The 23,555-nt window shown below is 50.4% G+C and carries 18 protein-coding genes and 1 other RNA gene; 17 read left to right on the forward strand and 2 right to left on the reverse strand.

Going from position 1 to position 23,555, the window contains the following annotated elements; all coding sequences use genetic code 11:
* Positions 1–581: 581 nt before the first annotated feature.
* The 4 genes from ffs (at position 582) to recR (ending at position 3,969) form a co-directional block, all read left to right on the forward strand.
* Positions 582–679, forward strand: an RNA gene (gene ffs / locus GY634_RS13950) — signal recognition particle sRNA small type.
* Positions 680–813: 134 nt separating this feature from the next.
* Positions 814–2,997 (forward strand): DNA polymerase III subunit gamma/tau, encoded by a 2,184-nt coding sequence (locus GY634_RS13955; RefSeq protein ID WP_166409346.1) that lies wholly within the window; start codon positions 814–816, stop codon positions 2,995–2,997.
* Positions 2,998–3,031: 34 nt separating this feature from the next.
* Positions 3,032–3,358 carry a YbaB/EbfC family nucleoid-associated protein gene (locus GY634_RS13960; protein WP_135866171.1) on the forward strand — a complete coding sequence of 109 codons (327 nt, stop codon included), beginning with the start codon at positions 3,032–3,034 and terminating at the stop codon, positions 3,356–3,358.
* Positions 3,358–3,969: a recombination mediator RecR gene (gene recR / locus GY634_RS13965; protein WP_166409347.1), complete on the forward strand. Its 612-nt coding sequence runs from the start codon at positions 3,358–3,360 to the stop codon at positions 3,967–3,969. The genes GY634_RS13960 and recR overlap by 1 nt, the downstream gene beginning before the upstream one ends.
* 14 nt (positions 3,970–3,983) lie before the next feature.
* On the opposite strand, the gene tal is transcribed toward recR, so the two are convergent.
* A complete protein-coding gene (gene tal, locus GY634_RS13970) occupies positions 3,984–4,949 on the reverse strand; it encodes a transaldolase (RefSeq protein ID WP_166409348.1) in 966 nt (321 codons plus the stop codon).
* A gap of 175 nt (positions 4,950–5,124) precedes the next feature.
* On the opposite strand from tal, the gene carA reads away from it, so the two are divergent.
* From carA to greA, 9 genes are all read left to right on the forward strand, one after another.
* Positions 5,125–6,279, forward strand: a complete 1,155-nt coding sequence (gene carA, locus GY634_RS13975; protein ID WP_166409349.1) for a glutamine-hydrolyzing carbamoyl-phosphate synthase small subunit — start codon at positions 5,125–5,127, stop codon at positions 6,277–6,279.
* A 25-nt stretch (positions 6,280–6,304) separates the two neighbouring features.
* On the forward strand, positions 6,305–9,538 hold the full coding sequence (gene carB / locus GY634_RS13980; protein WP_166409350.1) for a carbamoyl-phosphate synthase large subunit: 3,234 nt from the start codon (positions 6,305–6,307) through the stop codon (positions 9,536–9,538).
* Positions 9,539–9,906: 368 nt separating this feature from the next.
* Positions 9,907–11,226 carry an ABC transporter substrate-binding protein gene (locus tag GY634_RS13985; protein ID WP_166409351.1) on the forward strand — a complete coding sequence of 440 codons (1,320 nt, stop codon included), beginning with the start codon at positions 9,907–9,909 and terminating at the stop codon, positions 11,224–11,226.
* Positions 11,227–11,322: 96 nt separating this feature from the next.
* On the forward strand, positions 11,323–13,029 hold the full coding sequence (locus tag GY634_RS13990) for an ABC transporter permease (RefSeq protein WP_166409352.1): 1,707 nt from the start codon (positions 11,323–11,325) through the stop codon (positions 13,027–13,029).
* A 2-nt stretch (positions 13,030–13,031) separates the two neighbouring features.
* Entirely contained in the window at positions 13,032–14,120 is a 1,089-nt protein-coding gene (locus GY634_RS13995) for an ABC transporter ATP-binding protein (RefSeq protein ID WP_166409353.1), read from the forward strand.
* A 6-nt stretch (positions 14,121–14,126) separates the two neighbouring features.
* Positions 14,127–15,026, forward strand: a complete 900-nt coding sequence (locus GY634_RS14000) for a LysR family transcriptional regulator (protein ID WP_166409354.1) — start codon at positions 14,127–14,129, stop codon at positions 15,024–15,026.
* Positions 15,027–15,032: 6 nt separating this feature from the next.
* Positions 15,033–15,680 (forward strand): histidine phosphatase family protein, encoded by a 648-nt coding sequence (locus GY634_RS14005; RefSeq protein WP_166409355.1) that lies wholly within the window; start codon positions 15,033–15,035, stop codon positions 15,678–15,680.
* A 342-nt stretch (positions 15,681–16,022) separates the two neighbouring features.
* On the forward strand, positions 16,023–17,342 hold the full coding sequence (locus GY634_RS14010; protein ID WP_166409356.1) for a solute carrier family 23 protein: 1,320 nt from the start codon (positions 16,023–16,025) through the stop codon (positions 17,340–17,342).
* Positions 17,343–17,576: 234 nt separating this feature from the next.
* A complete protein-coding gene (gene greA, locus GY634_RS14015; RefSeq protein ID WP_166409357.1) occupies positions 17,577–18,053 on the forward strand; it encodes a transcription elongation factor GreA in 477 nt (158 codons plus the stop codon).
* Between the two features lie 75 nt (positions 18,054–18,128).
* Here the strand turns inward: greA and GY634_RS14020 are convergent, their stop codons facing one another.
* Positions 18,129–18,635 carry a YhbY family RNA-binding protein gene (locus tag GY634_RS14020; RefSeq protein ID WP_166409358.1) on the reverse strand — a complete coding sequence of 169 codons (507 nt, stop codon included), beginning with the start codon at positions 18,633–18,635 and terminating at the stop codon, positions 18,129–18,131.
* Positions 18,636–18,653: 18 nt separating this feature from the next.
* On the opposite strand from GY634_RS14020, the gene GY634_RS14025 reads away from it, so the two are divergent.
* The 4 genes from GY634_RS14025 to glmM all read left to right on the forward strand — a co-directional run bounded on the left by GY634_RS14025 (position 18,654) and on the right by glmM (position 23,505).
* Entirely contained in the window at positions 18,654–19,289 is a 636-nt protein-coding gene (locus GY634_RS14025) for an RlmE family RNA methyltransferase (RefSeq protein WP_166409359.1), read from the forward strand.
* Between the two features lie 107 nt (positions 19,290–19,396).
* Positions 19,397–21,304 carry an ATP-dependent zinc metalloprotease FtsH gene (gene ftsH / locus GY634_RS14030; protein WP_166409360.1) on the forward strand — a complete coding sequence of 636 codons (1,908 nt, stop codon included), beginning with the start codon at positions 19,397–19,399 and terminating at the stop codon, positions 21,302–21,304.
* 19 nt (positions 21,305–21,323) lie between these two features.
* Positions 21,324–22,172, forward strand: a complete 849-nt coding sequence (gene folP, locus GY634_RS14035; RefSeq protein WP_166409361.1) for a dihydropteroate synthase — start codon at positions 21,324–21,326, stop codon at positions 22,170–22,172.
* Positions 22,159–23,505, forward strand: a complete 1,347-nt coding sequence (glmM, locus tag GY634_RS14040) for a phosphoglucosamine mutase (protein ID WP_166409362.1) — start codon at positions 22,159–22,161, stop codon at positions 23,503–23,505. The genes folP and glmM overlap by 14 nt, the downstream gene beginning before the upstream one ends.
* The last annotated feature ends 50 nt before the right edge of the window (positions 23,506–23,555 follow it).

A 23,555-nucleotide genomic window follows, 5' to 3' on the forward strand; every position in this document is an offset into this window, starting at 1 on the left:
GAAAAAGCCCGCTTACTAGCGACTTGACTGCATTAGCCTAAGGCTGCGAAAGTATTTTTTTATTTGAGACACCAAATAAAAAAACACTTCCATCCGCCTTTTGCTCGTCGCTTGCCTAGATTTTTAGGCTGGTGATTGCTGTGAATTGCGCATACTTCTGAGAAAAACAGCATGTGATGCAACGCAAGCTCTCGAGAATAGAAACCCTCTAGTTGGCTGTGCTTGGATAAAACCATCTGCCGCGTAACAACAAGGTGTAGAAGATATATATAGGTATGGTCTGACTCGTTGCCACACCGGAAAGGGCTGTAAGTCTATCCATTGCGAAAACTCGGGGAGGCGGAGGAAAACTTTTTTGATTTGGTGTCTCAAATCACAAAAAGTTGTTCCGCAGTCCCCCAGCGTGTGCGATGAATACTGCGCATCACAACCAGCAACCCGCAGAAATAGAGCTCAGACAGTGAACGTAAAACTGTCGACCACGAGCGCTTCTCTATACGTATCAGCACCTTACATAGCCATAGTCTAGAATTTAGCGCTAGCCGCCACATAGACCAAATACCTATGCTACAATTCTTAGCGGCGGGTCCCTTCGCATGGTTCAACAGTCAACCTGGTCAGGTCGGGAACGAAGCAGCCATAGCTGTCCCGAATCAGTGCCGAAGTCAGGCTCGCCGCCCTTCTACTGGCTTATGCCTATCTGTTACATCTCCCCCTTTAGCGTTATTCTGCCCATCCAACACGGGAATCCGGTACACTTTTGCTTTCGATGGCATCTAGTGGATGCTGGCAATTTTCTGGCCTTCTAAAAGCATGACCTATCTTGTTCTTGCCCGTAAATGGCGCCCCCGTTCCTTTGATACTCTCATTGGTCAGGACCACGTTGTCCGTGCATTAAATCATGCGTTGACCACGCAACGACTGCATCACGCGTGGCTGTTCACAGGGACTCGCGGGGTGGGTAAGACCACGTTGTCGCGTATTTTGGCGAAGGCGCTTAACTGCGAAACGGGTATTACACCTAATCCCTGTGGGCAGTGCAGAGCGTGTCAGGAAATTGATAGTGGTCGCTTTGTTGACTATGTGGAGCTGGATGCGGCGTCTAACCGTGGGGTAGACGAGATGACGCAGCTGCTTGAGCAAGCTGTGTATGCACCTAGCGTTGGACGCTACAAAGTCTACATGATTGACGAGGTGCACATGCTGACGGGGCATGCGTTTAACGCCATGCTCAAAACTCTGGAAGAACCTCCTGCACACGTAAAATTTATTCTTGCCACCACCGATCCACAGAAAATCCCTGTGACGGTGTTGTCGCGTTGCTTGCAGTTCAACCTGAAGCAAATGACAGTGCCGGCTATTGTTGAGCACTTACAGCAAATTCTAGAAGAAGAAAAAATCGAGTTTGATGTACCCGGCCTGCGCTTGATTGCGCAAGCGGCCGCAGGGTCTATGCGTGATGCGTTGTCGCTAACCGACCAGGCTATTGCTTACAGTGCCGGTAACGTCAGCAATGACGCTGTGCAAGGCATGTTGGGGACCATAGACCAAGGGCATTTGTGCCAGTTGTTGCGTGCTTTGATGAATCGTGATGCGCAATCTTTAATGGCCGTGGCTGATGATCTGGCATTACGTGGGTTGTCTTACTCTGCGGCGCTAGGTGATCTGGCCGTATTGCTGTCGCAAATCGCGGTAGAGCAGCGCTTACCCGGTGCTACGCCTGCTGAACATCCGCTGCAAGCAGATATTCAAGATTTAGCCCAGCAGCTGGGGCCCGACTTTGTACAACTGTTTTACTCAGTAGCCGTACACAGCCGTAAAGAATTAAGTTTGGCGCCGGATGAATATGCTGGTTTTGTGATGGGGTGCTTGCGTATGCTGGCGTTGATGCCCGGCGATACCTTGCCTTCACAACCTGATATTCGTAGGGACACTGCAGTAGCAGCGCCCGTGGCCGCTGCGGCGGCGGTAACAGCAGCGGCTCCGCAGCTAGAGCAAGCGGTGGAAGCGGCTGTAGAGGCCGCACAGCACGCACCAGTGGAGCCGGCGGCGCCAGTGGTTACACCACCAGTGGCTGAGGTGGTAACAGAGCAAGCAGCCCCTACGCCAGCAACGGAGGAAGCGGTTGCGCCAGCGGAAGTTCAAGAGCCACCCGCAGCAGAGACTGCTCCTAGTGCAGCACCACAACCTGTTACCGAAGCCCCTGTAGCGCCAGCACGTGATGATGACGTGCCGCCAGCGCCTCCGGCAGCGATGCCTCCTACTACAGAAGTGGGCGGTACGATTCTGAATAAACCCAGCGCTCCTGCTGCAAACGTGGACGTTAAGCCACCCGCAGAGCCTGCGCCGTCAGTCGCTGAATCCGCTCCAGTACCAGCAGTTGCCGCCGATGGCCCCCCTGCAGATTTTGATGATATTCCGTGGGAAGATGATCCTGGTGCAAGTGATGATGCGCCGTATGAACAAGCGGGTGATCCCGGTTCTGATGATTCTTTTTCAGGGCAAGACGATGTGGCCTCATTTGAGGGCGCGTTAGTCGAGCCGGATTTGTCTGGCTTAATTGCCGAACCTAGGGATGTCGCCAAGACTGCTTCTTTGAAAAGAATGGATTCCAGTGGTTGGCCAGCGGTAGCGGCCAGCTTACCGCTTAGTGGTTGGGCGGCAGAGCTCGCACGTCAGAGTGAATGGATTAGTGCAGATAAAGAAGGCCAAATTGTATTGCGTGCGCAAATACGCTCCGCAGACGATAGTCAGGCTAAAGCCCGATTAAGTACGGTGTTGGCAGAGTATTTTGGACAGGTAGTACGGGTTAATATTGAATATGGTGCAACGGGCGATGCCACGGCCTATGCTGTCGAGCAGGCTGAGCGTGAGCAACGTCAACTACAGGCCGAGCAAAATGCACCTAAAGACCCATTTATCGTTAGTTTGATTCGTGAATTTGGGGCACAAATTATGCCCGGTTCCATACAGGCCAATCATTTGAAGGCCGTTTAAGTTTTAGGTTTTATTTCAACAGGAAGCCGTTGTTATGATGAAAGGACAGATCGCTGGGCTGATGCGTCAGGCGCAGCAAATGCAAGAAAACATGAAGAAAGCCCAGGAAGCTTTGGCTAGCATCGAAGTAGAAGGTGCAGCAGGTGGTGGTCTGGTTAAAGTGGTGATGACATGTCGCAATGACGTGCGTCGTATCACTATTGATCCTAGCTTGTTGGAAGACGACAAAGACATGTTGGAAGACTTGGTTGCTGCTGCAATGAACGATGCATTGCGTAAAGCAGAAGCCACCTCCCAAGAGAAAATGTCGTCGGTAACAGCTGGTTTGCCATTGCCCCCAGGCATGTCTTTACCGTTCTAATGTCTACACCTGTATTGCCTGAGCCCGAACCACTACGGGCGCTGATAGACGCGCTACGTCGCTTACCCAGTGTGGGTGAGCGTACTGCGCGTCGTATGGCGTATCACTTGCTGCAACACGATTTGTCGGGTGCGGTGGTGTTGGGGCAGGCATTAGACAGAGCTACCCAATCGCTGCAGCATTGCGAACAGTGCAATAGCTTCAGCGAAACGGTGCTGTGCTCGCTGTGCGATAACGCACAACGCGATAAGTCGTTATTGTGTATTGTGGAAACCCCAGCCGATCAGAATACGGTAGAGTCCAGCCATGGTTACCAAGGCTTGTACTACGTACTGATGGGCAGGTTGGCACCTATAGAAGGTATAGGCCCAAACGAGCTTCAGTTTGATCGCTTGTTACAACGGGCGAGTGGTGCCGAGGTAGAAGAAATTATTCTTGCTACTAACTTCACTGCCGAGGGTGAAACGACGGCGCACTATTTGGCCGAACTGTTACGACAGCGCGGTAAGCGTGTCACACGGTTGGCCCGAGGCGTGCCTGCGGGTAGCGAATTAGAATACGTGGATGCCAGTACGATGGCATGGGCGTTGCAGGAGCGCAGGGAAACCTGACGCTCCTACTATCATTACGCTTGCTGGGCTTTAACTTGAGTAATCAGTTGGTCCAGCGTGAGCGCATCTGCCGTAAACAAACGAATACCCTCAGCCAGTTTTTCTGTGGCCATGGCATTGTCGTTTAAGCGGGTACGGAAGTTCACCTCATTATTAGCACGCCACTCTGGGGCTACGTCTTTGGCGTAGTCAGGGTCTAGCTGCAGCGGTACATCACCTGCTTTCTCTTGCAACTCAGCAAGTAGGGTGGGGCTGATGGTCAGTAGGTCGCAACCGCTTAGGGCCTGAATTTGGCCAATGTTACGGAAGCTAGCACCCATGATTTCAGTCTTGATGCCATAGGTTTTGTAGTAATTGAAGATCTTACGTACTGATTTCACGCCGGGGTCATTCACGCCAGCGTTAGCGGCCTCGTCCCAGCTACTGCCGGCACTTTTCTTGTACCAGTCGTAAATACGTCCTACAAATGGCGAAATCAGTGTGACGTTAGCTTGCGCACACGCAACCGCTTGGGTCAGCGAGAACAACAAGGTTAGATTACAGTGAATGCCATCAGCCTCTAACTGACGTGCAGCCTGAATGCCTTCCCATGTGGCGGCAAGCTTAATCAGCACGCGATTGCGTGAAATACCAGCGGCTTCATACAGCTCAATGATATTGTGGGCGCGCTCAATGCTGGCTTGGGTGTCAAAAGACAAACGGGCATCGACTTCGGTGGACACGCGTCCGGGCACAATATCCAGAATGGCACTGCCAAAAGCGACCAGTAAGCGGTCACACAGTTCAGGAATACTGGCTTGTGGAGCCGCTTGCACGGTTTTTTCTAGCAGGTAACGGTATTGTTCCTGTTGTACGGCTTTAAGAATTAGCGACGGGTTGGTGGTCGCGTCAGTGGGCCTGAAGGCCTTCATGGCTTCAAAATCGCCGGTATCGGCCACAACGGTGGTGTGTTGCCGTAAAGATTCAAGCAAGGTGGTCATGGTCTACTGCCTTATCACATCAACTACGGGTCAGATACAAGCCACATACTGTAAGCTATTTTTTGTAAAAACGTGGAATATAAACATCTGATTTTTGTAGTTCTTTCTGAGAAGGCCCAAGTCGGCGTATAATTGGAAGGTTTATTTGTAAATTTAAAAAATCCGGGGTTTAAACGTGCTGCCGTCTCTCTTTCCTGAAGAGTCTCATGCTACATCAACTGCAATCCTGGCCCTTTCCGATGGTACGGTATTTAAAGGTATCTCTATCGGTGCAGAAGGCCACGCAGTTGCCGAAATAGTCTTCAATACAGCCATGACTGGCTATCAGGAAATCCTCACCGATCCCAGCTACAGGGGTCAGATCGTTTCTCTCACTTATCCACATATTGGTAATACAGGCATTAATGCTGAAGACTCTGAGTCTGCAGGCATTCAAGCAGCCGGTTTGGTGGTGCGTGATTGTGCGTTGAAGGTTTCCAATTTCCGTTCAGAACAATCGTTGCCAGAATACCTCAAGAAAGAGGGCATTGTGGCTATCGCTGGGGTTGATACCCGTAAGCTGACTCGCATACTTAGAGAAACAGGCGCTCAAGGCGCATGTATCTTGGTTGGCGATGACGCCGAACGGGCCATTCAACTGGCCCGTTCTTTTGTGGGAATGGTTGGTCAAGATTTGGCCAAAGAAGTTTCCGTGCGCCAGCCAGGTGGTTGGACACAAGGTTCTTGGTCCTTGGGTGGTGGTTTCACCTCTCCAGAATTGGGCCGCTTTAAAGTCGCAGTCTATGACTTTGGTGTGAAGGCCAATATTTTGCGCCTAATGGCTGACCGTGGTTGCGATATCACTGTGTACCCCGCGCAAACACCAGTAGCCGACATTCTTGCTACACAGCCTGATGGCGTGTTCCTGTCCAACGGACCAGGAGACCCAGAAGCATGTAGCTACGCTATCGAAGCGACCAAAGCTGTACTAGAGGCTAAAGTGCCTGTATTTGGTATTTGTTTGGGTCATCAGATTCTGGGCTTGGCCGTAGGTGGTCAAACCGTGAAAATGAAAACTGGCCACCACGGTGCTAACCATCCTGTACAGGAAGTAGCATCGGGTCGTGTGTTTATCACCAGCCAGAACCATGGCTTTGCGGTAGATGCGAACACTCTGCCAGCCACAGCCAAGGTTACTCATATATCGTTGTTTGATGGCACGTTGCAAGGCTTCGAGCTGACAGATCGTCCTGCGTTTGGTTTCCAAGGTCACCCTGAAGCCACTCCTGGTCCACGTGATATCGCCGCCTTGTTCGATACCTTCATCAACCTGATGGAAAAGCAGGCCTGATCCGCCTCGCAGACGAAAAAGTATTATGCCAAAGCGTACAGACATAAAAAGTATTCTTATCATCGGTGCCGGCCCAATCATTATTGGTCAGGCGTGTGAGTTCGACTATTCCGGTGCTCAAGCGTGTAAAGCGCTGAAAGCCGAAGGTTACCGCACGATTCTGGTCAACAGTAATCCGGCCACCATCATGACTGACCCTGCAACTGCAGACGTCACCTACATCGAACCCATCACATGTGAAGCGGTAGAGAAAATCATCGAGCGTGAGCGCCCAGATGCTTTGCTGCCAACCATGGGTGGTCAAACTGCCTTGAACTGCGCGCTGGAATTGGCCGATCGCGGTGTCTTGGAAAAGTACAACGTAGAAATGATCGGTGCCAACGCGGCAGCGATTGATAAAGCAGAAGATCGCAAGAAGTTTAAAGAAGCGATGACCTCCATTGGTTTGGAGTCTGCTAAATCCGGCGTTGCACACTCTATGGACGAAGCGTGGGACGTACAACGTCAAATCGCTGCGGAAGTGGGTACATCTGGCTTCCCCGTGGTGATTCGTCCTAGCTTTACGCTGGGCGGTACAGGCGGTGGTATTGCCTATAACCCAGAAGAGTTCGAAACTATTTGCCGTCGTGGCTTGGAAGCTTCTCCAACTAAAGAGTTGTTGATTGAAGAGTCCTTGCTGGGTTGGAAAGAGTTTGAAATGGAAGTGGTGCGTGATAAGGCAGATAACTGCATTATCGTGTGTTCCATCGAGAACTTGGATCCAATGGGCGTGCACACTGGTGACTCCATCACTGTTGCTCCTGCCCAAACCATGACCGACCGCGAATACCAATTGATGCGTAATGCATCCATTGCAGTATTGCGTGAAATCGGTGTGGAAACAGGTGGTTCCAACGTACAGTTTGCGGTGAACCCCGATAACGGCCGTATGATCGTTATCGAGATGAACCCACGTGTGTCCCGTTCTTCTGCGTTGGCTTCCAAGGCAACCGGTTTCCCTATCGCTAAAATCGCAGCACGTTTGGCCGTAGGTTACACACTGGATGAACTGAAAAACGAAATCACAGGTGGTTTGACTCCTGCATCGTTCGAGCCAACCATCGACTACGTGGTGACTAAAGTTCCACGTTTTGCTTTCGAAAAATTCCCACAAGCCGACTCTAGACTGACCACTCAGATGAAATCGGTAGGGGAAGTGATGGCAATGGGCCGTACCTTCCAAGAGTCCTTCCAGAAAGCCCTGCGTGGTTTGGAAGTAGGCGTGGACGGTCTGAACCAAATGACCACCGATCGCGAAAAACTGCAGATCGAATTGGGTGAGCCTGGTCCAGAGCGTATCTGGTACGTGGGCGACGCTTTTGCCCAAGGTTGGAGCCTAGAAGAAGTTCACAACATCACCAAGATCGACCCATGGTTCTTGGCGCAAATTAAAGATATCGTGGATATCGAATTGGCGCTGGAACAAAAAACATTGGCCGATTTGGATAGAGACACCCTTTTTGGCTTGAAACGTCGTGGCTTCTCGGATCGTCGTTTGGCATTCTTGCTGGACACAGCCGAATCTGAAGTACGTAAAACACGTCATCAGTTGAATGTGCGCCCTGTGTACAAACGTGTAGATACCTGCGCCGCAGAATTCTCCACCAACACCGCGTACATGTACTCCACGTACGAAGAAGAGTGCGAGTCCCAGCCTACAGATCGTAAGAAAATTATCGTTCTGGGCGGTGGCCCAAACCGTATTGGTCAAGGTATCGAGTTTGACTACTGCTGCGTGCACGCTGCGATGGCATTGCGTGAGCAGGGTTACGAAACCATCATGATCAACTGCAACCCAGAAACAGTGTCTACCGACTTCGATACATCGGATCGTCTGTACTTCGAGCCACTGACTCTGGAAGACGTGCTGGAAATCGTACACATCGAAAAACCAGTAGGCACTATCGTTCAGTACGGTGGTCAAACACCCTTGAAATTGGCGCGTGCCTTGGAAGCTAACGGCGTACCTATTATTGGTACTAGCCCAGAGTCCATCGACATCGCTGAAGACCGTGAGCGTTTCCAAAAACTGCTGACCAAACTGGGTCTGCGTCAGCCGCCAAACCGCACAGCTCGTACAGAAAGCGAAGCGATTGCGATGGCTAGCGAAATTGGTTACCCATTGGTAGTACGCCCTAGCTACGTGCTGGGTGGTCGTGCGATGGAAATCGTGCACGAGCAAAACGACCTAGAGCGCTACATGCGTGAAGCGGTCAAAGTGTCTAACGACTCTCCAGTACTGTTGGATCACTTCCTGAACAACGCGACTGAAGTAGACGTAGATTGCTTGTGTGACGGCGTAGACGTGTTTGTTGGCGGCGTGATGGAGCACATCGAGCAAGCAGGTGTTCACTCCGGTGACTCCGCATGCAGTCTGCCTCCTTACTCGTTGTCGAACCAGATCGTTGAAGAAATTCGTCGTCAAACCGCGTTGATGGCTAAAGCCCTGAACGTGAAAGGTCTGATGAACGTACAGTTCGCGATTCAAGATGGCGATGTGTATGTGCTGGAAGTGAACCCACGTGCATCACGTACTGTGCCGTTTGTGTCCAAAGCTACAGGTTTGCAGTTGGCGAAATTGGCTGCTCGCGTGATGGCTGGCGAAATGCTGAAGGATCTGTGCTTAGAAGCACCTGCTAAAGACGGTTATTTCGCTGTGAAAGAAGCCGTGTTCCCATTCGTGAAATTCCCTGGCGTAGACACCATTCTGGGACCAGAAATGAAGTCTACCGGTGAGGTGATGGGTGTGGGCCGCAGCTTTGCAGAAGCCTTTGTGAAATCACAAATGGCGGCTAGCGTAAAACTGCCTGAGTCCGGTCAAGCCTTCCTGAGCGTACGCGATGCAGATAAAGCACGTGCCGTAACGGTTGCTCGTGGTTTGATCGCGTTGGGCTTTAGCGTGGTCGCTACACGTGGTACCGCCGCTGCTATCAGCGAAGCTGGTTTGGAAGTGAAAGTGGTGAGCAAGGTCACGGAAGGCCGCCCTCACATTGTAGATATGATCAAAAACGGTGAAATCGCTTTGGTTATTAATACAGTGGAAGAGCGTCGTAATGCGATTGCTGACTCACGCACTATCCGTACACATGCGTTGGCAGCCAACTTGGCGTACTACACCACTATCGCTGGTGCAGTTGCTGCGGTTGAGGGTTTGCAGTATATGCGTCATGGCGAAGGCCTGCGTGTGTATTCCTTGCAGGAAATGCATGGCATTGCATAGGGTAACCTAGCCGTATAAAGTAGTAACAAAACCAGCCAGACCCATAACGGTTCTGGCTGGTTTTTTTGTGTTATTTTCTTAGTTATATCCCTGTAAACAAGCGCCTAACGTAGTCAGTAGTCGCGGGATAGCAAGCGTGTGGCCCAGATAAATTATTCATTAATCATAAAATCTGGTTGCAGGAATTAACGATACAGCAGCGACTCAGGGTTATTCTGGATACGATGCTTAAGTTGTTGTTATAGAACGTTTTTGCTGGTGTTTTATAGGGAGTATCAAATATCTTTATTGGACGTGGTGTCCGGTATTCCCTATCTTGCTGTCTAACCTAACTCTAGGCTAGTTATTTTTACAGGGAGACTACCGCAATGAAGCTACGCTGTAAACCGTTGTTGGCCGCACTAATGCTGGCTGCTGCAGGTCCGGCTTTAGCAGGAACTGTTACTGTTATTACCTCTTTTCCCAAAGAGCTAACGCAAGCCTATAAGTCGGCTTTTGAAAAAGCCAACCCAGATATCAAACTGGAAATTCTGAATAAAAATACAGTGTCTGGCATTGCCTACGTACGCGAAACTCCCGAAGGCAAGCGCCCTGAAATTTTTTGGGCCAGCGCACCCGATGCGTTCGAGGTGTTGTCTCAAGCACAATTGCTGGAAAACGTAGCGGATATCGCTAACCCTGCTGTGCCAGCGACTATTGGTAGCTTCCCTATTAATGACCCTAATGGCATGTTCTTGGGCCAAGCATTAGCCGGTTACGGGATTATGTATAACACCCGTTTGGTGAAGGCGAAAAAATTGCCTGAGCCCAAAACGTGGGAAGACCTGCTACGCCCAGAGTGGTTTAACAACGTAGGCCTGACCTCGCCTTCACGCTCTGGTACTACCCACCTGACTGTTGAAACTATTCTGCAGGGTGAGGGTTGGGAAAAAGGGTGGGAAACATTGCTACGTATGTCGGGTAATAGTGCTGCCCTAACAGACCGTTCCTTTGGTGTGCCAGATGGCGTGAATAACGGCCAGTTTGGTGCAGGTCCTGTTATCGACTTCTTTGGTTTGTCTAGCAAGTACTCGAACTTCCCGGTGGAATTCGTGTACCCAGATGAAACGGCTATTGTGCCCGCCAATATTGGTTTGATCGCAGGCGCAGCCAATACAGAAGAAGGTAAAAAGTTCATCGAGTTTTCGTTGAGCAAAGAAGGCCAAGAGTTGCTGTTGGCACCACAGATTTCTCGTTTACCTGTGTTGCCATACGAGCAGTTGGATAACGTTCCAGAGAATTACCCCAATCCTTTGGAGATCGTAGAGCGCAGTAAAGTGAACTTTGACGTAGATCTGTCCCAACAGCGCTACTACATCGTTCAAACCTTGTTTGATCAGACAATCACCTTCCGCCACAAAGAACTGCAAGCGGCCAGCAAAGCCATTCTTGATGCAGAAGCCAAACTAGGCGCTAACCCACAAGGTCAAGCGGCTGAACTATTGGCTGAAGCGAAGAAATTGGCTTGGGCGCCATTAATCAGCGCAGAGCAAGTGCAAGACCAAGCACTGATTGATTTGTTTGCAGGCGATAAAAAAGATACTCAGATCAGCCAACAACTGTCTAAGTTGCAAGGCGACTGGAACAGTCAAGCCAAAGCTAACTACGAGAAAGCTATTGAGCTGGCAAACCAAGCTGCGTCTTTATAAGGCGTAGATGTGACACACCCACTCTTCTAGCCGGAAGAGTGGGGTTTACTGTTTTTATTACTGACGCGATGCGAGCAGTCTTGTCGCGGTGTATTCATGGCGCATTCTTTCTCTTCCCGCTATCCAGTAGGACTAATCATGGCCGCCCTTGTGGTGTTGTCCTTTTTGGTCTTCTTTCTGGTTGTTCCTGTAGGGAACGTGTTCTACACAGCATTTTTAGATGCTGACGGCGGCTTTACGCTGGGTCACTTTGGTGCGTTTTTCCACCAAACCCTGCTTAAAGAGTCGTTCATGAACAGCTTATACGTGGCTTTTATGTCCACGGTATTTGCTTCGTTGATCGCCATTCCTTTGGCGTACTTGACGATTCGATTTCAATTTCGTGGCGCGCTGATTATTCAGACACTGGGTATCTTGCCCTTGATCATGCCGCCTTTCGTGGGCGCGGTTGCGATGCAGCTATTGTTTGGCCGTTCGGGTTCGCTAAACCTGATGCTAGATGATTGGTTTGGCATCACGCTGCCCATTATGGATGGTTTAAACGGCATTATCTTTGTAGAAGCGCTGCATTACTTCCCTTTCATTTTGATGAACCTGACCGTTGCTTTGCGCAACATTGATGGTGCGATGGAAGAAGCCGCGGTGAACTTGGGCTCTAAGGGCTGGCGCTTATTCCGCCGCATTATTTTCCCGCTGGCATTGCCTGGGTACATCGCCGGTGCATCGCTGGTGTTTGTGAAAGTCTTTGATGACTTGGGTACACCGTTAGTGCTGGGTATTACCAATATGCTGGCTCCTCAGGCGTACTTGCGTATTACCCAAGTCGGTATTGATGACCCACTGGGTTATGTCATCAGTGTATTGATGATTGGCTTCTCTATTTTGGCATTGTGGCTGTCAGCTTCGGCATTGAAGGGGCGTGATTACTCCACTATCCAAAAAGGTGGCTCGTCTATACAGCAACGTCGTCTGACTAAGCCTCAGGCTTGGTTGGCATACATCTGGATTGCACTGGTGTTGTTGCTGGTGTTGTCACCGCACATTGGTGTGTTGCTGCTGTCCTTGGCTACGGTATGGAGCTATGCGCCATTGCCAGACGGCTATACCTTGGCGCACTACACGGCGGTATTCCAAGAGTCGCAAGGCATGATTAAAAACACCTTGCTGTACTGCGGTATTGCAGCAGGTGTGGACGTGATTTTGGGTACAGCGATTGCCTACATTATGCTGCGCACCAAAATACCGGGGCGTCAGTTTATGGACTGGATTGCGTCTGCGGCCTTGGCGGTACCCGGCATTGTGTTGGCCATTGGGTTTATGCGTACCTTTAGGGATGTGAATCTACCCTTTACCGAGGTGGGGTTAACGTCCACATGGCTGCTCATCATGATTGCGTATGCAGTGCGGCGATTACCGTACGCGCTACGATCGTGTGTGGCCGCCTTACAGCAAATTAGTGTGTCGCTAGAAGAGGCGGCTGCCTCGGTGGGGGCTAACCGTTTCAATACCATTAGACGTGTGGTGATCCCACTAATGGGTGGGGGTATTTTGGCCGGTTTTGTGACCAGTTTTATTACTGCAGCGGTGGAATTATCTGCCACGATCATGCTGGTAACACGCGATAGCGATGCGCCCATGAGCTACGGTATTTATTTGTATATGCAAAGTGCATCCGGCCGTGGGCCCGGTGCAGCGTTAGGGGTATTGGCAGTGGTTGCGGTGGCAGTCGGTACCTACATTTCCCATGTCATCGTTGAACGTACGTCCGCGCGTCAGCGCCCAGGTAAGGTGGATCAGGAATAGCCATGAAGAAAGTAAGTGTTGAATGCCGTAATATCCGGCTTGCCTACGGTAAAAATGAAGTACTGAAGGACATTAATTTAACGATTGAGCCCGGCGAGTTTTTTGCCTTGTTGGGGCCATCAGGTTCAGGGAAATCCACGCTGCTGCGCTTGATTGCCGGCTTTAATCAGCACAACTCCGGTCAGTTGCTGATTGATGGCAAAGACATAGGCAATATGCCTCCGCACAAGCGCAACATCGGTATGGTGTTTCAAAGCTATGCGCTGTGGCCGCACATGACGGTGTGGGATAACGTAGCGTTTGGTTTGGTAGAGCGCAAACTGCCTCGCGCTGAGGTGCGTGATAAAGTGGCCTCGGCATTGGAGTTGGTAGGGTTAGCTGATTTTGCTAAACGCCGTCCTAACCAGTTGTCGGGTGGTCAGCAGCAGCGTGTGGCGTTGGCGCGTACCACGGTGATTGAGCCGCAAGTTCTGCTGTTAGACGAACCCTTGTCCAACTTGGATCAGAAACTGCGTGTGCAGATGCGCCAAGATTTGTTGTCGTTACAGCGTAGGTTAGGTATTACCACCATTTTTGTGACGCACGACCAAGAAGAAGCCATGACCACGGCTGACCGTATGGCCGTTATGGATCAAGGTGTGGTGCAACAAGTGGGTGCGCCGTCCACCTTGTTCGATTTCCCCTGCAACCGCTTTGTGGCGAACTTCGTGGGTACCATGAACGTGCTAAACGGTACGGTAAAAGAACGCTCGGCATCGTCCATTACCTTGCACGTGGAAGGCATTGGCGATGTGAACTTGCCGTTGACGCACGATGTGCCAGAAGGCAATAACATGGCCTTGAGTTTCCGCCCGCATACGGTGCAGTTGGAAAGTGGCAATATGGGCAAAACAGACGCTCGCTATTTGTGGATTCCAGGCAAAGTGGCACGTAGTGAGTTTTTGGGTGAATTCACACGTTACGAAATTGATGCGGGTGACCAGCTTATTGTGGCTGATCAGGCGCACTATGCAGGTTCTTCCTTGTTGATGCCCGGCGCACCTGTTGCGGTAGGCGTGGAACCCGCGCAAATTCGTTTGTTGCCTGTGTAATAGCCGATGGAAATCCATCAAATCAGGGCTTTTGTTACCGTTGCGCGTTTAGGTAATGTGACGCGTGCAGCAGAAGCCCTGAACCTAACTCAGCCTGCTGTGACCACGCAGGTGAAGGCTCTGGAACAGAGCTTAGGGGTGAGTTTGTTTGAGCGTGCGGCCGGTCGCATGAGCTTATCCAAAGCGGGCGAACGCTTGTTATCCACAGCAGAACAGTTGTTGGTACAAGCGCGCCAACTAAAATCCGAAGCCAAACAATTGCAGGGCGAGTTAAGTGGCGTGATTGCGCTTGGCTTGCCCAGTGAGCATTTGGATTTCTTACGACTGGGCGAACTGGTCAATAAAATTTCTACCCAACTACCGCTCATCGAGCTGCAAACGCAAATCATGCCAGCGATGCAGTTAGAGGAGTATGTCAGCACCAGTAGGTTGAGTGCTGCCTTTAGTATTTCGGTTTATCCGCCTCGTGATGTGAACTGGTTACCCTTGCGCAGTATCAGTTATAGGCTGGTGATGCCGCATAAGCTGGCTCAAGAGGTGAGCCTTGGTGGGTGGTCTGAGGTGGCCGCCTTGCCATGGTTAGATGGCTCATTGGGTAGCCATACGCACTTATTGCTGCGTGAAGTGTTTGAAAAACGAGCTCTCACACCACGGGTTATTTTGCACAGCGATGATCAAGCGCAAATGGATGCCTTAGTGCGCGCGGGTTCGGGGTGTGCATTGCTGCGTGAAGAAGTTGCCTTACAAGGTGTGCGACAAGGCCACTTTAGTATCTGGGGTAACGTTAAAATGGAAGCGTCGTTAGGATTTATTACGCCCCTAGAGAGTGTGGAGTCTCCCTTAACGGTGGCATTGATTTCCATGCTGCAGCGTATTTGGCACCTAGACGGTGCATTGAAAACATGAGTAGTTATGACTAGTACACATATTTGGTTGATAAGACACGGCGAAACCTCGTGGAATGCTGATAGGCGTTTACAAGGTTGGCAAGATATTCCACTTAACGATGTGGGCGAGCAGCAAGCTCGCAATCTGGCGAACTACCTCGCCTCAGATCGTTTTGATGTGGAGTTTGATCATGTGGTGAGCAGTGACTTGCAACGTGCAGCACAAACCGCGGCAATTAGTTGTGCCCATACAGGCCTAGATGTGGTGTTAGACAAAGGCCTACGCGAGCGTGGTTTTGGCGTGCTGGAAGGGCGCAGTTGGGATAGTTTTGGTGGGCGCGTGCCTGATCAGCCTGGTGACAGTGCCGACCTAGCCCCAGAGGGTGGGGAATCTATCCAGCAATTCCAACAGCGCGTATTGGCGGCGGTGGAGAGGTTGGCAGATACGTACCCCGGTAAAAAGCTGGCTGTATTTGCGCACGGTGGTGTGATTGATATGGTATGGCGTCGTTTACTTGGTGTAGAGCTTAATGCTCCACGCACGCAAACAATCTTGAATACCAGCATCAACCACTTTACAGTAACGCCGTTGCAGCCCGGTTACGAGTGGACAGTGCAGCAGTGGGGGCAAGCATCCCATATCGCTGAAAACGCACTGGACGATATAAGCTAAGCCCAGCTGTAGCAGAGAAAAATAAACCCCGCCAAGGCGGGGTTTTTATAGTGTTCAAAGGCTGTTGCGCCAACCTTAGAACGTTAACCGCTGGGCAGGCGGTGGCTTTTTATTGTTGTAGTAAACGCAGAACACTGCCAAGGGCAGCGCCAAACGTAAATTCTATTGTAAGCCTATTCTCGAATAAAATTTGATTATGGTTTATACCAAGAAATGAGAATAGTGTTGCATGTTACATGCTTTTGCTCATAAGTCCTTGTGGGGCCATGAATACTGCTTGCCCGGATTGTAGCCCAGTCTTAAACTTTCGCCTCAGTTCACTACTCTTTTCTTCTTTTTCCTATGTCTGATTCTTATTTTCCCCGTTGGAAGCGCGTTTCTCGCGTACAAGCGGATGGGGTAGTACAGCCTGACGAGTATCTGCCTGGTCCGCAAAGTGTGGCCATGGCGGCTCAGCACGTGGTAGCGATGTTTGGTTCTACCATTTTGGCTCCGTTATTAATGGGTTTTGATCCCAACTTGGCCATCCTGATGTCGGGGATTGGTACTCTCATTTTCTTCTTGTTCGTGGGCGGTAGAGTTCCCAGCTACTTGGGTTCTAGCTTCGCGTTCATTGGTGGCGTGATTGCCGTTACCGGCTATGCAGGTTCTGGTCCTAACCTAAACATTGGTGTGGCACTAGGCGCCATCATTATGTGTGGTCTGGCCTATACCTTGATTGGTGTGTTGGTGTGGGCTCTGGATTACAAATCAGGCCGCGCAGCCGCTGTGATTAACCGTATGATGCCCCCAGTGGTCACGGGTTCTATCGTGGCGGTGATTGGGTTGAACCTGTCCCCCATCGCAGCGAAAAGCGCCATGGGTGGTGGTACGTTTGATTCCATGATGGCGTTGATGACCGTGATGTGTGTGGGCGGCGTTGCTGTGTTCACACGTGGCGTCGTACAGCGTTTGTTGATTCTGGTTGGGATGATCGTTGCCTGCTTGTTGTACGCCATTTTCACCAACGGTATGGGCTACGGTGTACCTATAGACGTTAGTGGCGTGCGTAATGCGGCGTGGTTCGGCATTCCTAGTTTTTCGTCACCCGTATTTAATGTACAGGCCATGAGCGTGATTGTGCCTGTGGCGATTATTTTGGTTGCCGAAAACTTGGGCCACATCAAGGCGGTATCCGCCATGACAGGGCAAAATCTGGATAAATACTTAGGTCGTGCTTTTGTGGGCGACGGTGTGGCAACCATGTTGTCAGGTTCTTTGGGTGGTACCGGTGTCACTACCTATGCTGAGAACATTGGTGTGATGGCGGCTACCCGTATTTACTCCACCTTGGTATTTGTATTTGCGGCAATTATTGCGCTGTTCTTGGGTTTTTCACCTAAGTTTGGTGCGGTGATCCAAATGATTCCGGGCCCTGTGTTGGGCGGGATGTCGGTAGTGGTCTTTGGTTTGATCGCGGTAGCCGGTGCTCGTATCTGGGTAGTGAATCAGGTGGATTTCAGCCATAGCGGTAATTTGCTGGTGGCTGCTGTGACCTTGGTATTGGGGGCAGGTAACTTCTCCTTAGACTTTGGCATGATTCGCCTAGATGGTATTGGAACGGCAACCTTTGGCGCCATTATCTTGCAAGCGATTTTAGGGCAACGGCCTAAAACTGCCTAAGTACTGTTGAGGGTTTTCCTGTAACAGTAGTGCTTGCAATTTCTAGTGCTTTTGCCGACAATGTATTCAACCGCCCCAAGAAGCTTGGGGCTTTATTTTCGACTATTGCTAGAGTGCAGGCAGCACCCCGTTAGGTCGAAATAGTCCAGTGATCAGGGTAGTAAAACCCTGAAAAATGTAATCAGTGCGCCCCCGTTGAATGTGGGCGCTTTTTAATTGTTAATCAGGAATACTATGTCCGCGATCCCGTTGACAGCGCAGGGCGCCGAGCGCCTGCAGGCAGAACTGCACAGATTGAAAACCACCGAGCGTCCAGAAGTTATCAATGCGATAGCCGAGGCACGTGCTCAAGGTGACTTGTCTGAAAATGCAGAGTACGAAGCCGCACGTGAGCGCCAAGGTTTTATTGAAGGCCGCATCCGTGAATTAGAGGGCACATTGTCTAATGCCCAAATTATTAACCCCGTTGAGTTGGATACCGATGGCCGTGTGGTGTTTGGTGCGACTATCCAAATCGAAGACTTGGATTCAGGCGAGCAACTGAACTACCAAATCGTAGGCGACGTAGAGGCTGATATTCGTTCTCAGCGTATCTCTATTTCTAGCCCAGTGGCGCGTGCATTGATTGGTAAAAGTGAAGGCGACGTGGTTGAAGTTCAAGCACCCGGTGGCGTGCGTGAATTTGAAATCATGCGTATTCAGTACATCTAAGCACAGGCTTAAAGGCTGAAGTAGATAAAAAAAGCCCATGCACAGTTGCATGGGCTTTATAATTTCAAAAGCGAATTAGTACGGTTTAGCTGGTTTTCTAGGTTTGCTTAGGCTGCCAGGTGTACGTTTTTTGCTTGTTGTATCAGCAGTAGCTACACGGCTTGCTGGATTAGAGGGTTGTCTAGAAGGTTTCTTCTTGGTTTTACTAACCCCAACCGCTGCCAGTTTTTTGGGTGTGTAAGGCTCATTGGCTTTACGCACTGCACGAGTAGCAGGTTCGGACGTATCCAGTAGGTCTGCGCGTTCAGGGTTACGGCGGTAGATAGTTAAAATCTTACCGATGTGGTGAATGGGCTCGGCATGTAAGGTGGTACAAATAGTGTCAAAGGCAGCAATACGGCTTTCGCGGTCGTCGCCCGAAACACGGATTTTAATAAGTTGGTGTGCATTCAAGTGCACGTCGATTTCTTTCAAAACTGCATCCGACAAGCCTTTGTCGCCAATCAGTACTACTGGGCGAAGGGAGTGGGCAGCGGCGCGTAAATCGTTGCGCTGTTGGATAGAGATATGTAATGTGGGCATAGCCAAGATTGTACGGGAATGGGCAAGAAAAAAACTTCAAAAGCATGGGTGCACCAGCATATAAATGATCCTTACGTCAAAATGGCGCAACAAAAGGGTTACCGAGCACGGGCGGCTTTCAAATTACTAGAGCTAGTAGACTCGGAAAAGCTGTTGCGACCTGGCAACGTGGTCGTGGATTTAGGGTCTGCACCGGGCAGCTGGTCTCAAATTGCGCGTGAGCGCATGGTGGGGCCGGGTGGCATTATTGATGGCCGAGTCATCGCCTTGGATTTGCTAGAAATGGAGCCCATCGAAGGGGTGGAGTTCATTCAAGGCGACTTCCGTGACGACGATGTGCTGGCGGCGGTAGAAAAAACGCTAAATGGGCAAAAAGTAGATCTTGTAATTTCAGATATGGCCCCCAATTTATCAGGTGTGGCATCTGCTGATGCGGCAAGGATTGCCCATGTTTGTGAACTGGCAATGGAATTTGCAGTCAATCATCTACGTCCTGATGGGGCGTTGATCGTGAAAAGTTTCCACGGAAGTGGCTTTTCTCAGATTGTGAAATCTTTCAAAGAACACTTTATAAATGTGGCTGAGCGTAAACCTAAGGCCTCACGTGACAGGTCCTCAGAAACTTTTCTGGTGGCTCGTAATTTAAAGCTTTAGAGTTGAGTTACACGCTTTTTTATCGGGTAGAATGAGACTTACGGTTTCTGTTCAGCAATATGTCAGTCATAACGTTGGGCAGTTAAAGAAACAGCAGGAGGTTGGCATTGAACAACTCATTTTCTAAAGTTGCGATCTGGATGGTGATTGCATTGGTACTGTTTACTGTGTTCAAACAGTTTGACAGTCGCCCTGCAACCACTGACGGCGTAACTTATACACAATTCATGAACGATGCCCGTGCCGGACGCGTAAGCAAGGTAGATATTCAGGGCGATACCCTGTATGTCACACCCGATTCGGGTCGTAGCTATACGCTGACATCACCCGGAGACCTGTGGATGGTACCCGAGCTGGTAAAAGCTGGCGTACAGGTGTCTGGTAAAGCACGCGAAGAGCCTTCCTTCTTGGCAAGCATTTTCATTTCCTGGTTCCCCATGTTGTTGCTGATTGGGGTGTGGATCTTCTTTATGCGTCAGATGCAGGGCGGTGGCAAAGGCGGAGCCTTTAGCTTCGGTAAGTCACGTGCTCGTATGCTGGACGAGAACACCAACCCTGTTACATTTGCTGATGTAGCAGGTTGCGATGAAGCCAAAGAAGACGTACAGGAATTGGTAGATTTCTTGCGCGATCCAACACGCTTCCAGCGTTTGGGTGGTCGCATTCCTCGCGGTATTTTGATGGTGGGTTCGCCTGGTACTGGTAAAACCTTGCTGGCTCGTGCGATTGCGGGCGAAGCTAAAGTACCGTTTTTCAGCATTTCTGGTTCTGACTTCGTTGAAATGTTTGTTGGTGTGGGTGCTGCGCGTGTGCGTGACATGTTTGAAAACGCCAAAAAACATGCTCCTTGCATTATCTTTATCGACGAGATCGATGCGGTGGGTCGTCAGCGTGGTGCAGGCTTGGGCGGCGGTAACGACGAGCGCGAGCAAACACTGAACCAATTGCTGGTAGAGATGGACGGTTTTGAAACTGGCCAAGGCGTACTGGTAATTGCGGCAACTAACCGTCCTGACGTACTGGATCCAGCGTTGCTGCGTCCGGGTCGTTTTGACCGTCAAGTAGTTGTAGGCTTGCCTGATATTCGTGGTCGTGAACAAATCTTGCATGTGCACATGCGTAAAGTGCCACTGGCTGGCAACGTTGATGCACAAGTATTGGCGCGTGGTACACCGGGCTTCTCTGGTGCAGACTTGGCTAACTTGGTGAACGAAGCCGCGTTGTTTGCAGCACGCCGTAATGGTCGTACTGTAGACATGCAAGACTTTGAAAAAGCCAAAGACAAGATCATCATGGGTGCAGAGCGTCGCACGATGATCATGCCGGAAGAAGAGCGTCGTAACACGGCATATCACGAATCTGGTCACGCTTTGGTAGCGCGTTTGCTGCCTAAAACTGACCCGGTTCACAAAGTAACGATCATCCCTCGTGGACGTGCTTTGGGTGTGACCATGCAGTTGCCAGAACAAGACCGTTACAGCATGGATAAAAACCACTTGCTGAACATGATTGCTGTGCTGTTTGGTGGCCGTATTGCTGAAGAAGTGTTCATGAATCAGATGACTACTGGTGCCTCTAACGACTTTGAGCGCGCAACACAAATCGCGCGTGACATCGTTACTCGCTACGGTATGACTGATTCCTTGGGTCCTGTGGTGTATGCTGAAAACGAAAACGAAGTTTTCTTGGGTCGCAGTGTGACCAAGACAACTAACGTGTCTGAAGCGACTATGCAGAAAGTTGACCAAGAAATCCGTAAGATCATCGACGAGCAATACAACATTGCACGTAAACTGATCGAGGACAACAGCGACAAAATGCATGCGATGGCCAATGCTTTGCTGGAATGGGAAACCATCGACGCCGAGCAGATCGAAGACATCATGCAGGGTCGTGACCCGCGTCCTCCTAAGGACTACACTGATAAGACAGGTGGCAAGTCGGATGAGAATCCTCCTGCTTCAGGTGCAAAACCAGCAGAGGACGGAAGTTCAGCCGCTACTACTCCGGTTTAACCTATAAGTCGTATTTTCCATGAATCAAACATGGCTTTGCGGGCGTTTCGAGTTAAGTCTCGAACGCCCGTTATTGATGGGTATTGTGAATATTACGCCCGACTCTTTTTCGGACGGCAATGCCCACTATCGTACTGATCTCGCACTGGCACATGCTAAAAAGCTGATTGCTGACGGTGCGGATATTCTTGATATTGGCGGTGAGTCCACTAGGCCAGGCGCTGAACCTGTGTCTATTGAAGAAGAACTGCGACGTGTACTGCCTCTTATCGAAGGCTTAAGCGACACAAATATTCCCCTTTCTGTAGATACCTTTAAGCCTACGGTAATGCGTGCGGTACTGGATGCTGGTGCCGACATCATTAACGATGTGGCGGGCTTTAGGTCACCCGAAGCGCTAGAGGCTGTGAGTAACAGTGGTTGTGGCGTGTGTGTGATGCATATGCAGGGCGAACCTAAAACTATGCAGCAAGCACCTCAGTACACGGATGTGCTAAAAGAGGTACGCGAGTTCCTTATGCTGCAAGTACAGCGCCTGCGTGGAGCAGGGTTTAAAGCAGAACAGATTATGTTGGATCCAGGCTTGGGTTTTGGTAAAACGGTAGAGCAGAATTACCAGTTGTTACGCACGTTGCCTGAGCTCCTGAAGGAAGGCTATCCTGCATTAATAGGCCTATCACGTAAATCCATGATTGGTCAGGTAGTAAACCGACCCCCTATGGAGCGTGTGGCAGGCAGTTTAGCTGGCATGTTGGCCGCAGTGCGGTATGGTGCCAGCGTATTACGAGTACATGATGTTGCTGCATCGGCAGACGCCTTACGTGTCTGGAGAGCGGTAGAGACCGGAGTAATAGATGAGCGCACGTAAATATTTTGGTACGGATGGTGTACGCGGTTTGGTGGGTGGTCCTACCATTAATGCCGAGTTTGCCTTACGGTTGGGCTACGCGGCAGGTAAGGTGTTTGGTCGCTCTTTGCATACTAAGAACAACAGACCAACTGTCATTATTGGTAAAGATACCCGTATCTCTGGCTACATGCTGGAATCTGCCTTAGAGGCAGGTTTATCGGCGGCTGGCGTCGATGTATTACTGGCTGGGCCTGTACCCACACCAGCAGTGGCCTATTTAACGCGCACGCTGCGTTTAACGGCAGGGATTGTGATCAGTGCATCACATAACCCGTATCACGATAACGGTATTAAGTTTTTTTCTAGTCAGGGCATGAAGCTGCCAGATGAAATAGAACTTGCCATTGAAGAGGCGTTAGAAACCCCGCTGGACTGTGTATCTTCCGACAAATTGGGCCGTGCACGCCGCTTGGAAGACTCCGCAGGCCGCTATATCGAGTTTTGTAAAAGTACATTCCCGAACGAACTGGATTTGTCTGGTTTGAAAATTGTGGTGGATGCGGCCAATGGTGCTGCCTACCATATTGCCCCACACGTATTCCGTGAATTAGGTGCAGAGGTGCATGCCATTGGGTGCGAACCAGATGGTTTTAATATCAATGATGGGGTGGGGGCAACTCACCCAGAGCACTTGCTGGAAATCGTACGTGAGCGTGATGCTGATCTAGGGATCCCCTTGGATGGCGATGCCGATCGTTTGCAGATGGTTGACCGTTCGGGTAAGCTTTATGACGGTGATGAATTGCTCTATATCATCGTACGAGACCGCATGAAATCACGTCATGTTAAGGGTGTTGTGGGTACCTTGATGACGAACTTCGGTCTAGAGAAACGATTGCGTGAGTTGGGGGTGTCGTTTGCCCGCGCCAACGTAGGAGATCGTTACGTATTAGAGCAATTGTTACAAAGAGGTTGGTTATACGGCGGCGAAAGCTCAGGCCACTTGCTGTGCTTGGATCATCACACCACCGGTGATGGTATTATTGCCGCGCTACAGATTTTGACTGCACTGCGTCATGACAATTGTCAATTGGCTGACTTGGTGGCTGACCTTAAAATGTACCCACAGAAAATGGTCAACGTAGTCTGGGAGCAGGGAAGGGACTGGCGACAGCATGAAGGGCTGGTACAAGCCAAAAATGAAGTGGAAGCAATGCTGGGGGATCAGGGGCGCGTATTGATCCGAGCTTCCGGTACAGAACCCAAGTTACGCCTGATGGTGGAAGCCGAAACGGCAGAGCTCACCGAGGCTGGCATAAATAAACTACAGTCGGTCGATGTTACAAAATAGACATATAGATATCAAGAACCTGCAATATCAGCAAGGCATGATAGAACAAA

This window comes from Paenalcaligenes suwonensis, from assembly GCF_011290505.1.
Lineage (GTDB): Bacteria > Pseudomonadota > Gammaproteobacteria > Burkholderiales > Burkholderiaceae_B > Paenalcaligenes > Paenalcaligenes suwonensis.